The 13,450-nt window shown below is 71.7% G+C and carries 11 protein-coding genes; 4 read left to right on the plus strand and 7 right to left on the minus strand.

Annotated features, from left to right (window positions below; translation table 11 throughout):
* Window positions 1–159: 159 nt before the first annotated feature.
* On the minus strand, window positions 160–2,487 hold the full coding sequence (locus F6W97_RS05210; RefSeq protein WP_230686433.1) for an immune inhibitor A domain-containing protein: 2,328 nt from the start codon (window positions 2,485–2,487) through the stop codon (window positions 160–162).
* Window positions 2,488–2,636: 149 nt separating this feature from the next.
* Complete coding sequence (locus F6W97_RS05215) at window positions 2,637–3,755, minus strand: C45 family autoproteolytic acyltransferase/hydolase (RefSeq protein WP_196278986.1); 1,119 nt, start codon at window positions 3,753–3,755, stop codon at window positions 2,637–2,639.
* A gap of 175 nt (window positions 3,756–3,930) precedes the next feature.
* Here F6W97_RS05215 and nhaA point away from each other — a divergent pair, with 175 nt between their 5' ends.
* Both nhaA and F6W97_RS05225 read left to right on the plus strand, forming a co-directional pair.
* The gene (gene nhaA, locus F6W97_RS05220) at window positions 3,931–5,130 is read left to right on the plus strand and encodes a Na+/H+ antiporter NhaA (RefSeq protein ID WP_230686434.1); all 1,200 of its coding nucleotides are present in this window, start codon (window positions 3,931–3,933) and stop codon (window positions 5,128–5,130) included.
* An 80-nt stretch (window positions 5,131–5,210) separates the two neighbouring features.
* A complete protein-coding gene (locus F6W97_RS05225; RefSeq protein ID WP_155368993.1) occupies window positions 5,211–6,140 on the plus strand; it encodes an alpha/beta fold hydrolase in 930 nt (309 codons plus the stop codon).
* Between the two features lie 4 nt (window positions 6,141–6,144).
* On the opposite strand, the gene F6W97_RS05230 is transcribed toward F6W97_RS05225, so the two are convergent.
* Window positions 6,145–6,510, minus strand: coding sequence for a hypothetical protein (locus F6W97_RS05230; protein WP_155368994.1), 366 nt, complete (start codon window positions 6,508–6,510; stop codon window positions 6,145–6,147).
* Window positions 6,507–8,663, minus strand: a complete 2,157-nt coding sequence (locus F6W97_RS05235) for an SseB family protein (RefSeq protein WP_407924540.1) — start codon at window positions 8,661–8,663, stop codon at window positions 6,507–6,509. Before F6W97_RS05235 ends, F6W97_RS05230 begins: the two co-directional genes overlap by 4 nt.
* A 184-nt stretch (window positions 8,664–8,847) precedes the next feature.
* Here F6W97_RS05235 and mycP point away from each other — a divergent pair, with 184 nt between their 5' ends.
* Complete coding sequence (gene mycP / locus F6W97_RS05240) at window positions 8,848–10,083, plus strand: type VII secretion-associated serine protease mycosin (RefSeq protein ID WP_155368996.1); 1,236 nt, start codon at window positions 8,848–8,850, stop codon at window positions 10,081–10,083.
* 156 nt (window positions 10,084–10,239) lie between these two features.
* Window positions 10,240–11,199, plus strand: a complete 960-nt coding sequence (locus F6W97_RS05245; RefSeq protein ID WP_155368997.1) for a sulfotransferase — start codon at window positions 10,240–10,242, stop codon at window positions 11,197–11,199.
* A gap of 61 nt (window positions 11,200–11,260) precedes the next feature.
* On the opposite strand, the gene F6W97_RS05250 is transcribed toward F6W97_RS05245, so the two are convergent.
* The 3 genes from F6W97_RS05250 to eccB all read right to left on the minus strand — a co-directional run bounded on the left by F6W97_RS05250 (window position 11,261) and on the right by eccB (window position 13,445).
* Window positions 11,261–11,557: a WXG100 family type VII secretion target gene (locus F6W97_RS05250; protein ID WP_155368998.1), complete on the minus strand. Its 297-nt coding sequence runs from the start codon at window positions 11,555–11,557 to the stop codon at window positions 11,261–11,263.
* A gap of 37 nt (window positions 11,558–11,594) precedes the next feature.
* Window positions 11,595–11,885 carry a WXG100 family type VII secretion target gene (locus tag F6W97_RS05255; protein ID WP_230686435.1) on the minus strand — a complete coding sequence of 97 codons (291 nt, stop codon included), beginning with the start codon at window positions 11,883–11,885 and terminating at the stop codon, window positions 11,595–11,597.
* A gap of 183 nt (window positions 11,886–12,068) precedes the next feature.
* Window positions 12,069–13,445, minus strand: a complete 1,377-nt coding sequence (gene eccB / locus F6W97_RS05260) for a type VII secretion protein EccB (RefSeq protein WP_196278987.1) — start codon at window positions 13,443–13,445, stop codon at window positions 12,069–12,071.
* Window positions 13,446–13,450: the final 5 nt, after the last annotated feature.

Consider the following 13,450-nt stretch of genomic DNA (forward strand, 5'->3'; position numbering starts at 1 on the left):
CAGACATGGAATTGAATTGTGTCTGTACGATATGGATCCACCGGGGAGGCATCCGCCCCTTTCGATAAACAATCGATAACGAGTTATCGAAAGGGACACGAACACGAAAAAGGACCTGCCCTCGCGGGCAGGCCCTTTTTTCGTGCTATACGCGCCGGGTCAGTTCTTGACCTGGACCAGCATCACCGGTGCGGGACCGGTGAGCTCGAGCCAGACCGAGATCTTGACGCCGTTGCCGGCCACCTTGACCGAGCCCCACGGGTTCGCCGCCGACCAGTAACGGTTCGGGTCGGAGTCGTCGAACGTCGCGATGCCGTTGCTCGCCGGCACCGTCAGCGGCACACCGTTGCGGTGGAACGTGACCGCGTCGGTCTTCTGCAGACCGAACACGGAGTCCCACGGCTGGCGCCGGTTGGTCAGCTTGCACAGACCGTCCGGGTTGCCGCCGTTCACGGCGCAGGAGATGCCGGGCCACGCGACGGGCGCGGGCCGGGCGTCGACCGGAAGCGCCAGGCCGGTGCCGGCCCGGCCCGTACCCGACGTGTTGTTGTCGCCGTACAGGTAGTTCACGTACCAGACCAGCAGGCCGTCCTGGAACGGGAACCGGTCCACCCAGTCGGGCCGCGTGTTGCCGTAGCCGAAGTTGTACGGACCGGTCTTGAGGTTCTTGTCGTAACCGGTGTACGTCCGGTACTCCGCCAGGTAGAAGCGGGGGTACACGTCGGTGTAGCTGCCGTCGATGCGCTTGAAGCCCTTCGACGTCCACGCGCCCTCGCCGGCCTCGACATCGTCGACGAACCCGTTCGGGCCGTCGGTTACCAGCTTGATGTCGTCCAGGAAGGCGCCCTTGCCGGCCACGCCGCCGTCGGACTGGTAGCGGAACCGGAAGTCGATGACCTTGCCGACCCAGGGGGTCAGGTCGTAGGACAGGTCGGTCCAGGCGTGGGTGCCGCCGAGGCCCGGCTCCGTGATCTTCTTCCAGGTCACGCCACTGTCGGTGCTGACCTCGCCGTAGAGCCAGTCGTAGCCCTGCTCGATGTCGTACTCGATCTTCGTGGTGAGCGACGCGGTGGTCGCACCGGTCAGGTCGAGCTTGCGGCGCAGCGTGTTGCGCAGGTCGTCGCCACTACCGGTCCACCACTCCCAGTTGCCACCGAAGGGGTCGTTCCAGTCGGTGGTCTCGGTCTGGTCCGGCAGCGGCACGACGACCGCCTGGGGCAGACCTTCCGGGGTGGCCGCCGAGCCGAGCGAGACCAGCTTGGTCTTGCCGTCCTCGACGGTCTTGTAGTCCAGCCAGCCCAGGAACAGCTTCTCCCACGGGCCCATGTAGCCCGGCGAGGTGCCGATGCTGTCCAGGCCCTTGTTGAGCCAGGAGCCGCCCGACATCAGCGTCCAGAAACCGGTGCTGTTGTCGCCGCCCCGGGTGTCGTACAGGTCCGGCAGACCGAGGTCGTGGCCGTACTCGTGGGTGAACACGCCGAGGCCGCCGTTCTCCGGCTCGGTGGTGTAGTCACCGACCCACAGGCCCGTGTCGCCGATCGGAGCGCCGCCCAGCTTGTTGTTCGCCGGGCCGGTGGTGCCCTCCTCGGTCTGGTTCACGTACCAGCGGTGCGACCAGATGGCGTCGGCACCCTGCGCGCCGCCGCCGGCCTCCTCGCCCTCACCTGCGTGAATGGCCTGGAAGTGGTCGATGTAGCCGTCCGGCTCGTTGAAGTTGCCGTCCTCGTCGTGGTCGTACCGGTCCCACACGTCGAACTTGGACAGGTACGCCGTGATCTCGGTCTTCGACTTGCCCGCCGCCACCTGCGAGTTGTACCAGGCGGTGAGGGTGTCCTCGATGAACGGCCACGCGGTGTCGGTGTCGTCGTACCCGTTCGGGTTCTCGACCTCGTCCCAGTTGTAGCCGTAACGAGCCTCGTTGTACGGCACCTGCACCCAGTCGGTGACGTCACCCTTGACCGAGTACTTGCCGCCCGACTGCTTGTAGTAGAAGTCGGCCATCGACTCGCCCGGACCGTTGATCATCTTCTCGAAGTGGGCCTTGTTGAAATCAGGGACCCAATACGTGGAGTTGTCGTTGGCCCGGTCGGGCGAGGGGATCTGGTTCACGCGCGGACCGGGCGTGCCGGCCGTGCCGTCCGGACCCACCTGGTCGCCGAACTCCACCAGGATGGTGAAGATCGGGTCGACCTTGTCGGCCTTCTTCTTGAGCTCGGCCCAGCGGCCCTTGCCGACCTGCACAACCTCGGAGCCGTTGCGCTGGATCGGCTTGGACTTGCCCGACACGACGTCGGCGATGGCCTGCTTCAGGGTTTCCTGGCGCTGCTTGTTCAGCGCGTTGGGCAGGTTGTCCGCCCGGCTGACGCCCGTCGGCTCCGTGGCGCTGACCGCCGGCTGCGGCGCACCGCTAGCGGGCGCTGCCGCCAGGCTGCCGGCGACCAATGCAGCGGTGATCCCGACTGCGCTGCCGATTCTGCGGATTCGCAAAGGGTCCTCCCTCCCTTTAGCGGAAACGACACCGGGCAGCGCACGGCAGGGTGGGCGGGCGGCCCGGAGTCGTCAATTGTGAAAGCAGCGTTGCATAACTGCCCGTCGTTGTCATCACCCTGCGCCGCACGAGATTTCGGCTGTCCACATCAGAGGGAGTAAGTCATACCTTCTCCACCCGAACACGGTGGGCCGGGCACTAGACGGACAAATCGATCATCCAAATCCATGAAAACGGTCCAGATCGTCTCCGACCGATCGTCTTCCGCATCACGCGCGTCGGCATGGCGACAGATGGAGACCGGGTGACTGTGGTGGTCCTGCAGCACCGCCCGCAGATCGGCGGTGGTCAGCGGCTGGCGCGTCGCGTCCAGCAGCCGGCGTGCCCGCGCCGACCGGAACAGCGACGAGCCGCCCCAGTCCTTGATCGTGTCGTACACCGGCAGGCCCGTCTCGAAGTGGTTGGCATGCACCAGCACCCCGTCCACCGGGTGCAGCCAGCCCGCGTCGCCCGGCGCCAGTTCCAGGTCGATCAACTCGCCGCCGGCCGGATCCGCCTGGCCGATCAGCAGGTTGATGGAGGCCGAGCGCGGCGCGCGCATCGCGTTGCGGATCGCCCAGGACAGCGAGTCCGCTTCCAGCACCGAACGCAGCAGCACGTGGTAGGGCACCCCGCCGGGCCGGCCGTCGCGGTCGCAGCCGAGCAGGTTGACGCAGACCCCCACCCCGGCGGAGTTGAGACCGGTCTTGGCGAGCATGCCCGCCTCCGTCAGCGCGAGCACCTCGTGGCCGCGCTCGTCCCGGGTGATCAGCAGGACGTTGTAGTCGCGGTGCCCGGGATGCCAGTCCCAGTTCTGCGCCAGCAGGGTGCGCCCACCGGCACTGCGCGGACCGAGCACCCCGAGGCTGGTGCACTCGCCACGGTCACCGGCCGGCGGGCCGGAGTCGCCGGGTGAGCCGCAGGCCGGAGCCCCGTACAGCAGCTCGGAGCGGGCATTGATCGCGTAGATCAGCTCGGGCGCGACGGACGCCCCCCGGGCGACCCCGTCGAGCATGGCCGCAAGGCGGGGGAAGTGGGCGAGCGTCGTCTCGCGGAACGCCGCGCCCTGCACGGTCACCGCCGCCCGGTCCAGCCCGGCGGCCCGCGAGAACCGGTCGAGGTAGGCGGTCACGTTCAGATTGATCAGGTCGGCGGCGGCCCGGCCGTACGCCGTGCCCATCTCCTCGGGCGTGCCGCTCACGTCGACCACGGTCAGGGGGGTGTTCATGCCCGGCCACTCTGCCGCACCCGCCGCCCGCCGCGCCAGCGTGAAACCGGCCGCCCCCGCGTGAGCCGGGCCCTCTTCGCGGCGAACCTCCCGGTGCGCGCCTGGTGAGAACCGTAGTATCCGGATCATGGGAGACAGCCGGACACGGCCGAGGTCCAGCCCGCGCCTGAAGCGGATGAAACGCCGTCGTGCCCAGGCCGCCCGCAGCGCCGCCGCCGAGGTGGTGCGTTTCCTGCGCACCGAGCAGATCGGCGGCCTGGTGCTGCTCGGCGCGACGGCGCTGGCACTGATCATCGCTAACTCGCCGCTGGCCGACGCGTACCAGCGGCTCAGCGCGTACACCTTCGGCCCCCAGGCGCTGCACCTCAACCTGTCGGTGGCACAGTGGGCCCAGGATGGTCTGCTCACCGTCTTCTTCGTGGTCGCCGGGCTGGAACTCAAACGCGAGCTGGTCGTCGGTGAGCTGCGCAGCCCGCGGCAGGCCGCGCTGCCCATCGCCGGCGCGATCGGCGGCATGGTCGTCCCCGCCCTGCTGTGCTTCCTCATCGCGTTCGGCGCCCCCGGCGGGGCCGACGCGTGGGCCGTCCCGGTGGCGACCGACATCGCCTTCGCCCTGGCCGTGCTCGCCATCTGCGCCCGGGACCTGCCCCCCAGCCTGCGCGTCTTCCTGCTGTCGCTGGCGATCGTCGACGACCTCGGGGCCATCCTGCTGATCGCCCTGGTATTCACCGCGCACGTGGCGTTCCTGCCGCTGCTCGGCGCGGCCGCGGTGCTGGTGGTCTACGCCCTGCTCCAGCAGTTCCGGTTCCGCGGCTGGTGGCTCTACGTGCCACTGGCGCTGGCCGCCTGGGCGCTGGTGCACGCCTCCGGGGTGCACGCCACCATCGCGGGCGTCGCCGTCGGCCTGCTCACCAGGGTCAAGCACGATCCCGGCGAGCACGAGTCGCCCGCCGAGGCCCTGGAGCACCGGATCCAGCCGATCTCGGCCGGGATCTGCGTGCCGCTGTTCGCGTTCTTCTCCGCGGGCATCGCGATCAGCGCCGGCGCGCTCGGCGCGATCTTCGCCGACCGGGCCTCGCTCGGCGTGCTGCTCGGCCTCGTCGTCGGCAAGACGGTCGGCGTGCTGCTCGGCGCGGTCATCGCGGTGCGCTCGAAGCTGGCCGAGCTGCCCGAGGGGCTGGAATGGCGCGACCTGGTCGCGGTCGCGGTGGTCACCGGGTGCGGCTTCACGGTCAGCCTGCTCATCGCGGAGCTGGCCTTCGACTACGGAGAGCAGCAGGCCCGGGTCAAGGGCGCGGTGCTGCTCGGCTCCTTGATCGCATCGCTGCTGGCCGCAGCCCTGCTGCGCAGACAGGTCCGGGTACGCACACGCTAGCCTGCACTCATGCGCGAGCGAAGCGAGCGAATCAACAGGCTCAGTGAACATGCCTTCGACGAGCGTAGCGAGGAGAAGGCATGAATGAACGGGCCGGGAACACCGCGGTGGACGAGTCGTGCGTCCTGGACGAGGGGCCGTGGACGCACCGGTTCGTCAACGCCAACGGCAGCAGGTTCCACGTCGTGGAGCAGGGCACCGGCCCGCTGGTGGTGCTCCTGCACGGCTTCCCCGAGTTCTGGTGGGCCTGGCACCGGCAGCTGCCCCTGCTCGCGGACGCGGGCCTGCGGGCGGTGGCGGTGGACCTGCGCGGCTACGGCGCGAGCGACAAGCCGCCCCGGGGGTACGACGGCTTCACCCTCGCCGCGGACGTGGTCGGTCTGATCCGCGCGCTCGGCGAGCGCAACGCCACCGTCGTCGGCGCAGGGGCCGGGGGCCTGATCGGCTGGTCCGCGGCGGCGCTGCACCCGCGGCTGGTGAGCCGGCTGGTGGTGCTCGGCGCGGCGCACCCGCTGCGGCTGCGCTCGGCGCTGGTCGCCAACGCGGCCCAGCGCCGGGCCGGGCGCGAGCTGCTCCGCTTCCAGCTGCCCCGCTACGAGCACGTGCTGACGCGTGACGACGCCGCGATGGCCGGTGGACTGATGCGGGCCTGGTCGTCACCGGCGTTCCGGCAGACCGCCGAGTACGCCGACTACGAGCACCGGTACCGCGAGGCCATCCGCATCCCGCAGGCCGCGTTCTGTGCGATGGAGGCGTACCGCTGGGCGTTCCGGTCCACGCTGCGGCTGCACGGCTACCGCTTCCTGCGCGCCATCCGCCAGCCGATCATCTCGCCCACCCTGCAGCTGCAGGGCGCCCTCGACCCGATCACGCTGCCCGCCACCGCCCAGGGCTCCGGCCGCTACGTCCTGGCCGACTACGAGTGGCGCCTGCTGGAGGACACCGGCCACTTCCCCCACCTGGAACGCCCCGACCTGGTGGCCGGCGAGATCATCCGCTGGACCAAGTGACCGGTCAGACGCGGGATTCGCGCAGGTCCGTCACTTCCTGTTTGGGAGCCCAGCCCTGGTAGACGCCGTAGTCGAACTCTTCGAGGCCGAGTTCGGCGGCGACGGGGGACTTGCCGCCGGTGTACTCCACGCGCAGCCAGGCGTCGTGCTCGGCCAGCACGATGAACGGCTGGCCGCGCCAGGTGCAGGTGCTGCGCACGTACGCCAGGTCGTCGATCTCGGCTGCGGGCACCACCCGGACGAACCGGCCGGGCCGGACCTCCTCGAAGCCCTCGGCGGGCTCGGGCCGGTACAGGCGCACGGCGTCGCCGTCGGGGCTGGCCTCGTACTCCCGGCCCAGGTAGCGGGCGATGTAGCCGTCGCGGTTCACTCTTCGCCCCCGTCGGTGCGCAGCCAGCGCGGACCGTCGGCGTCGAGCACCGCGACCATCTCCTCTTTACCCTCGGCGTCCACGCGCAGCAGCCGCGCGCCGTGCGGCAGCCGGGCGCTGTCCACCTTGAACTCGGCGATGATCTCGGTGCTCTCCCCGGGCGCGAAGCCGTTGCCGCGGAACGGGGCGCGTTCGATGACCCAGCCCTCCATGGCCTTCATCGCCGCCTCGTGCTGCCCGCCGTACGGGATCCGGTACAGGCTGGGCCGGTAGGCCGGCCAGCGCAGCACGTAGATCTCCTTGTCGTCGGCGGCGAACGGGGAGCCCGTCCAGGTCAGGCCGAGCGCGCTGCGCAGCGCCTGGGGACCGCGCAGGTGGCCGACCTCGCGGGCGCGGTGCACGAACCCGGAGACCCGGTCGTAGCCGCGGTCGAGGTAGTAGCCGATCTGGCTGGGCGCGATCACCTTCTGCATCTCGGTGATCTCCGGGTCGCGGCGGGCGGGCGGCGGGGCTGCCCCGGCCGTCGGCGCGGTCACCGCCGGTTCGCTCTCGTCGCCGCCGAGGCCCATCTCGGCCGCCCAGCGGGCGAGTTCCAGCAGCTGGTCGCCGGGCAGGCTGGCGCCGATCGCGGTGCCCGGGTTCACCGCGAACGACCAGGACGGGTCGGGCCAGGTCGCGATGAACTTGACGAAGCGCACCGGGACGGCCTCGACCGGTTCGGGCATGGTCTGCGTGGACGTGTAGCAGACGATGTGCGGCTCGCCGTCGATGTCGCGCGGCTGCCAGGTGAAACCGGGCTCGCCGGGCCGGGGCGCGGCCGCCCCGCCGGGCACCGGCAGCAGCACGGTCGCGAGCAGCAGCGTGGACAGGAAGGCGTCGGTGTTGCCCGCGTCGGCGGCTTCGAGCAGCTGCTCCTCGACGGAGTTCGACGGGCTGAAGTCGTCCTCGGGGCCGCTGGGCCGGACGTGTCGCGGACCGGACTGGGCCGGCGGCACGGCGACGTCGGGTGCCGTCACCGGCGGCACCGGGACGTCGGGCACGGTCGGCGGCGGGGACGCGGGCTCGAACAGCGACCCTTCGGCCGGCGCGGTCGGCGCGGGCTCGGCGGCCGACGGGCTGAACGGCGGCGCGGCCGACACAGGTTCGAACAGCGACCCCTCGCCCGGCCGCGGACCGGTCGGCGCGGTCGGCGCGGGCTCGACGACAGGCGGGCGCACCGGCGGCGCAGCCGACACCGGCTCGAACAGCGAACCTTCACCGGACCGCCCGGCGGGCGCAGGCACTCCGGCGGGCGGGGGCGCAGCGACGAAGGCGGCCTCGGCGGCAGGCGCACTGTACGGCGGCACGGCGGGCGGAGGCGGCGCGGCAGCCGGCACCACGACGGCCGGCGGCGGCACGGCGGCGGGCGGCGGCATCGCGGCCGGCGGGGTGGGCGTGTGCACCGCGGCCGGCGAGACCGGTTCGGCGGAGAAGGCCGGGTCGGCCGGGAAGAAGCGGCCACCGGGCTGCGCGACCGGCACGGTGGGCGGCGGCGCGACCGGCGACTCGATCGCCAGCGGGGTATGCACCTGCGGCGCGGCGACCGGGCGCACCTCCTCGACGTCGATCACCTCGGCGTCGAGGATCAGGTCCTCGTCGGGGTGGGGGGCGTACGCCGCCTGCTGCTGCGGACCGCGGGACTGCACCGGCGGCGGGGCGGTGCGGGCGGCCTTGGCGCGCTCGAGCGCCTCCAGCCGTTCGAGGCGGCCCCGGGCGACCGCGGGCGCGCCGGGAATGCGCACGTCACCGCGGACCAGCTGGGTGACGAACCAGGCCGGCAGGTAACCCTCGATCGGCAGACCCGGGTCCACCGCCAGCCACCACTCGTGGTTGGGCCACGACGAGGCCAGCTCCTGGAACGGGACGCGGCGGGCGGGACCGGCGTGCTCGGCCAGGCAGGCCCGCAGTGCGGCGGACGAGGTGAAGGCCAGCACGTGGGTGCGGTTCTCCGCGGTCCAGGTGCCCCAGCCTGCGGGGCCGCGCGCGGACGCGTCACCGGCGACCGGCAGCAGCAGTTCCGAACGGCCGAGGATGCGGAAGTAGAGCTCCTGGTCCCCGGCGCGCAGGGCGTCACGCAGCGCGATCTCGGTATCGGTGGCCGGCTCCCAACCCATCACGCGCTCACCTCCTGGCTGCCGCGAGAGTACTGAGACACAACTTACCTTGCGCCCCGTAGGCGTGTCGCAACCAGCAGTCTAGGTCCGCTCCTTCCAGTAGCATCTGCGCCGGGGATCAGCCACGCGGGTTTTCGTCCGCGCGCGAGCGGGCCGGTCCCCGGACAAGGCCTGGGGAGGCGACATGTACCGCAGCCGGCCGACGGCCGCCTTCGCGGCCCGCACGGTGGCATTCAGCGTGGTGCTCAGCTTCGGGGTCGTCGGGATCGCGACAGCGCCCGCCGCCGCGGCGCCGTGCCCGAACGGCGCGGCCGCGCCGGGCCAGGTGCTCGCCGACAAACCCTGGCCGCAGCAGCGCTGGGACCTGTCCGCGCTGCCCCGCGGCATCGACGGATCGGGCGTCATCGTGGCCGTGCTCGACTCCGGTGTCGACGCCACCCACCCGCAACTGCGCGGGCGGGTGATGGCCGGCCGGGACCTGCTGCCCGGCGGCGGCACCGACGGCCGGCAGGACTGCCTCGGCCACGGCACCGGCGTGGCCAGCGTCATCGCCGCCAAGCGGGTCGAGGGGACGGAGTTCCGGGGCATCGCCCCCGGCGTGCAGATCCTGCCGCTGCGGGTGAGTGAGCAGCTCGGCGGCCAGGAGAACTCAAACGACGGCCGGCGGGCCGACGTGCCGGAGATGGCCGACGCCATCCGGTACGCGGTGAGCAAGAAGGCCCGCGTGATCAATCTTTCGCTGAGCTACAGCGACATCGCCGCGAGCAGGCTCGCCGAGTTCCGCGAAGCGGTCCGCGAGGCGATCGCCGCCGACGTGGTCGTGATCGCGGCGGCGGGAAACCTCAAGGACAAGGGCAACCCGACCCCGTATCCCGCCTCCTGGGACGACGTGCTCGGCGTCGGCGCGATCGACGAGGCCGGGCAGCGGCTGCCGGCCTCGCAGACGGGACCGTACGTGGATCTGGTGGCCCCCGGTGACAAGGTGACCGTGGCGCGGCCGGGTCGCGGGCACACCAAGGAGAGCGGCACCAGTTTCGCCGCCCCGATGGTGGCCGCGACCGCGGCGCTGATCCGCCAGGCCTACCCGAAACTGACCGAGTCGCAGGTGCGGCGACGGCTGATGGCCACGGCCGACCCGGCACCGGGCGGCCGGCACAGCGACGGTTACGGCGTGGGCATCCTCAACCCGGTGCGGGCGGTGACCGACGTGCTCGACGGCGGCGCCCGGGTCACCCCGGCCGCGCTGGTCCCGCGGGCCGCCGACCCCGCCGCCGAGGCCGCCGCCGACCGGGCCGCCCAGCAGCGCTCTCAGGCGCTCTGGCTCGCCGCGCTCGGCGTGATCCTGGCCGGCCTGGTGCTCGCGCTGGCCGTGGCGCTGCCGAACGGCATCCGCCGCCGGTGGCGTGCCGCCGGCAACTGACGGAAGCATGACATTCGTGACCTATTTGCCCACGTCGGGCCCGTGTGTCGCCGACTGCCGACTCGACGGAGGATCCGCCCGCTCACGGCGGCGGCCATCATGTCCGTTGGACTGCATCGTCACCGCTGGCACCCTGCCATGTCTGAAGGAGAGCCGATGAGCGCGACCCAGCCGGGACTGCTGGTCACCGGGCTGCCCCGGAGCGGGACGAGCTGGGTGGGGAAGATGGTGGAGGCCGGACGGCAGGTCGTGTACGTCAACGAGCCGCTCAACGTGCGCCACCCACCGGGCCGCTCGCCGGGGGTGCTCGACGCCGACGTCACGCACCGCTTCCAGTACATCTGCGCCGACAACGAGGACGTGTGGCTGCGGGCGTTCCGCCGCACCCTGGCCCTGCGCTACGGCATCGGCCGCGAGCTGCGGCGCAACCACGCGCCCTACGACATCGCCCGGATGGTGAAGTACGCGACCGCGTTCACGACCGGTCGGCTGCGCGGGCGCAGCGCCATGCTCGACGACCCGTACGCCCTCATGGCGGTGCCGTGGCTGGCGGAGAAGTTCGGGGTGCGCGCGGTGGTGCTGGTGCGCGACCCGGTGTCGCTGGTCGGCAGCTACCGCAAGCTGGGCTGGCACATCAGCCTCGACGAGCTGCTGGGCCAGCCGCTGCTGACCCGGGACCTGCTCGCCGACCATGTCGACGAGCTGCGCGAGGCCGCCGCCACCCAGGACGAGATCCACACCACGGCGCTGCTGTGGCGGGTCGTCTACGACGTGGTGGACCGGGTGCACCGGCACGTGCCGGGCGTGCTGGTACGCCGCTACGAGGACTTCGCGATGCGGCCGGTGGAGGAGTTCGGGGCGCTGTACGCGCACTTCGGCCTGACCTTCGACGAGCAGGCGCGGGCCCGGGTGATCGAGGCGACCACGGCCGGGGAGCAGGACTCGCAGCGCGGGTTCGTGCGCTCGGGCACCTCGAAGACGGCGTTCCGCCCGATGGACTCGAAGCAGGCGCTGGCCGCGGCGCAGAACCGGCTGTCGGCGGAGGACGCCGCCCGCGTCGTGGCGATCACCAGCGAGGTGATGGACCGTTTCCGGCCGGCCGGCACGGCGGCCTGATCACCCACGCGCGCAGCCCAGGGCGGCGGTTGTCAGCTGCCCCGGGCTGCGGCGACGTGGGTCAGTGGAACAGCCGGGTGTTACGGTCCTCGGCGTCCTTGAACTGGATGGCGGCCTCGTCGACCGCGCCCTTGATGTCGCGCAGCATCACGGACAGCTCGTCCGCGGCCTTGCGCCATTTGGCCTGGCGCTCGTGGTACGCCGTCTGCGCGGCGCCGCTCCACGAGGACACCATCGGCCCGGCGTCACTTTCCAGCTGGCCCAGCGTGGTCTCCAGCTTGCCCAGCGCCGTCTGAATGTGCCCGCTCGCATCGTGCAGCGAGGCGAAGTTGACGACGAGCCTGTCGCCGTTGCTCATATCGGTCCTCCCCCTTTCGGTCCGTGGTCTGCCGCGCTCACAGGTTCAGCGAGACGCCGCCGGTGTTCTTGGAGGCCACCCGGCCTGCCTGCTCTTCGTCGGCCCGGGTGTACTCCTGGCCTGCCGTGCGGATCGCTTTCGACGTCTCAGCGAGCGCCTGGTGCAGTGCCTTCTGGTCCTGCGACCAGGCGATCTTGACCTGCTCGAAGGAGCTGCCGGCCCGACCGACCCAGCTGGTCTGCAGCATCTCCAGCTCGCTCAGCAAGCGGCTGAGCATGGTCTGCAGGTCGTCGTTGGCCGTGTCGAACTTGGCCGCGGTCGAGGCCATGATCGCAGCTTCGGAGGCGGTTTCCGCCATTGTCGTACGTCACCCCATTCCCTTTGTGCAGTTACACATCCACCGTCCTATGCGGAGCATTGGTGGTGGTGCGCCTGTCTCGGTGACGGTAGCGTCCCGCGTCGACTCGTGCCAGCCCGGAGCCGTCGCCTGTGGATAACCGCGGTGCCTGGATCAGCCGAGGGCGAGCTGCCCCGAGGCCGTCTGCGGGTCCAGACCCGGACCCGGGGGCAGCAGGTCGACGAGCGACGACGGCAGCCGCAGCGGCACCGGGTCCTTGTATCCGAGCATCGGCAGCACGTCCGGCCGGGCCGCGTCGTAACGCACCCCCTGGTCGGTGACCAGGCTCAACGTGGTGCCCGCGGCGACGATCGCGCCCCGGCCGGAGGGCACCAGCACGTAGTCGGCGTACGAGCCGCCCTCGGCGCTGCGGGCCACGGTCGCGATGCGCCCGGACAGGTCCAGCGGCACCTCGGCGCGCACCTCGGTGCCGCCGGCGTCGTCGCGGGTCACCGCGCACAGCGCGCCCTGGCCGTAGCTGGCGATGGTCGGCATGTTCGCCGGTGGCTGCCGCGGGTCGTTGGGGTCCGGGACCAGGCTGGCGGGCGAGTTGTCGTACTCGGCGAGCTCGGTCTGGTCGATCTCGATCTCCCGGCCGATGTCGTGCTTCTGGCGGTACCGGCCGAGCAGCAACGCGGCCTGCACCGGCGTGATCATCGCCAGGCCGTTCCCGCGGACCACCGCGTACTGGTGGGACTTGCCGTCCAGGCCCTTGATCTTGATGACCTGGCCGTTCTTCAGCCCTTTGACGCCCGAGGCCACCCCCGGCTCGCTGACCCGCGGCTCGTCCAGCGGCTGCCCCTGCGGCATGCCGTTGACGAACGCGGCCGGCACGGCCACCGGCTGCGCGCCGCCGGCCAGGTCGGCGAACTCGTCGGCGTCGGCGTTGTAGAGCCGGCCGTGCCACAGCAGGTAGGTCATCTCCCCGGCGCGCACGAACAGCGCGTCGTCGCCGCCCAGCACCCGGCCCTTGCCGGCCAGCACGCTGTCGCCCACCACCAGCACCGAGGCCGGCTTGCCCGCCTCGGTCGCCGAGCAGATCGACCAGGGCAGCCCGAGCAGGGCGCCGGGGTCCGGCAGCGAGTCCGGCAGGTCCACCACGCCGACCGTCAGGCCGCGCGGCACGTCCACCAGCGACTTGCGCGCCACCGTGGCGATCTTCGGCTGGGCCGCGCCGGACGCCAGCAGCGCCGAGGTCAGGTTCAGCGCCGGGTGCAGCTTCCCGTTGCGGAAGACGAAGTGCGCGCCCGAGTCCTCCTCGATGATGACCGTGCCGTCGGCCTTCCAGCCGGTGTCACCACGGTTGCTGAACACGCCGTACACCCCGTATCCGGCCGCGATGACCACGGCCAGCAGGATGCTGGCGAGCGTCGCGCCGGCCGCGCGGCGAAACGGCGCCTGCGCCGGATCGGTGTCGCGCATCACCAGCGCCGAGACCACACGCTGCACCGTGAACTGGTACGAGTGCAGTTGGTCCTGTCTCGACGGCATGGGCC

Origin of the sequence: Catellatospora vulcania (assembly GCF_009720385.1) — a bacterium.
GTDB lineage: Bacteria > Actinomycetota > Actinomycetes > Mycobacteriales > Micromonosporaceae > Catellatospora > Catellatospora vulcania.

Coding starts and splice junctions, on each gene's coding strand:
- F6W97_RS05215 (WP_196278986.1), bottom strand. CDS start 3,755: ATGAACACCCCCCTGACCGTGGTCGACGTGAGCGGCACGCCCGAGGAG.
- nhaA (WP_230686434.1), top strand. CDS start 3,931: ATGAAACGCCGTCGTGCCCAGGCCGCCCGCAGCGCCGCCGCCGAGGTG.
- F6W97_RS05225 (WP_155368993.1), top strand. CDS start 5,211: ATGAATGAACGGGCCGGGAACACCGCGGTGGACGAGTCGTGCGTCCTG.
- F6W97_RS05235 (WP_407924540.1), bottom strand. CDS start 8,663: ATGGGTTGGGAGCCGGCCACCGATACCGAGATCGCGCTGCGTGACGCC.
- mycP (WP_155368996.1), top strand. CDS start 8,848: ATGTACCGCAGCCGGCCGACGGCCGCCTTCGCGGCCCGCACGGTGGCA.
- F6W97_RS05245 (WP_155368997.1), top strand. CDS start 10,240: ATGAGCGCGACCCAGCCGGGACTGCTGGTCACCGGGCTGCCCCGGAGC.
- F6W97_RS05250 (WP_155368998.1), bottom strand. CDS start 11,557: ATGAGCAACGGCGACAGGCTCGTCGTCAACTTCGCCTCGCTGCACGAT.
- F6W97_RS05255 (WP_230686435.1), bottom strand. CDS start 11,885: ATGGCCTCGACCGCGGCCAAGTTCGACACGGCCAACGACGACCTGCAG.
- eccB (WP_196278987.1), bottom strand. CDS start 13,445: ATGCCGTCGAGACAGGACCAACTGCACTCGTACCAGTTCACGGTGCAG.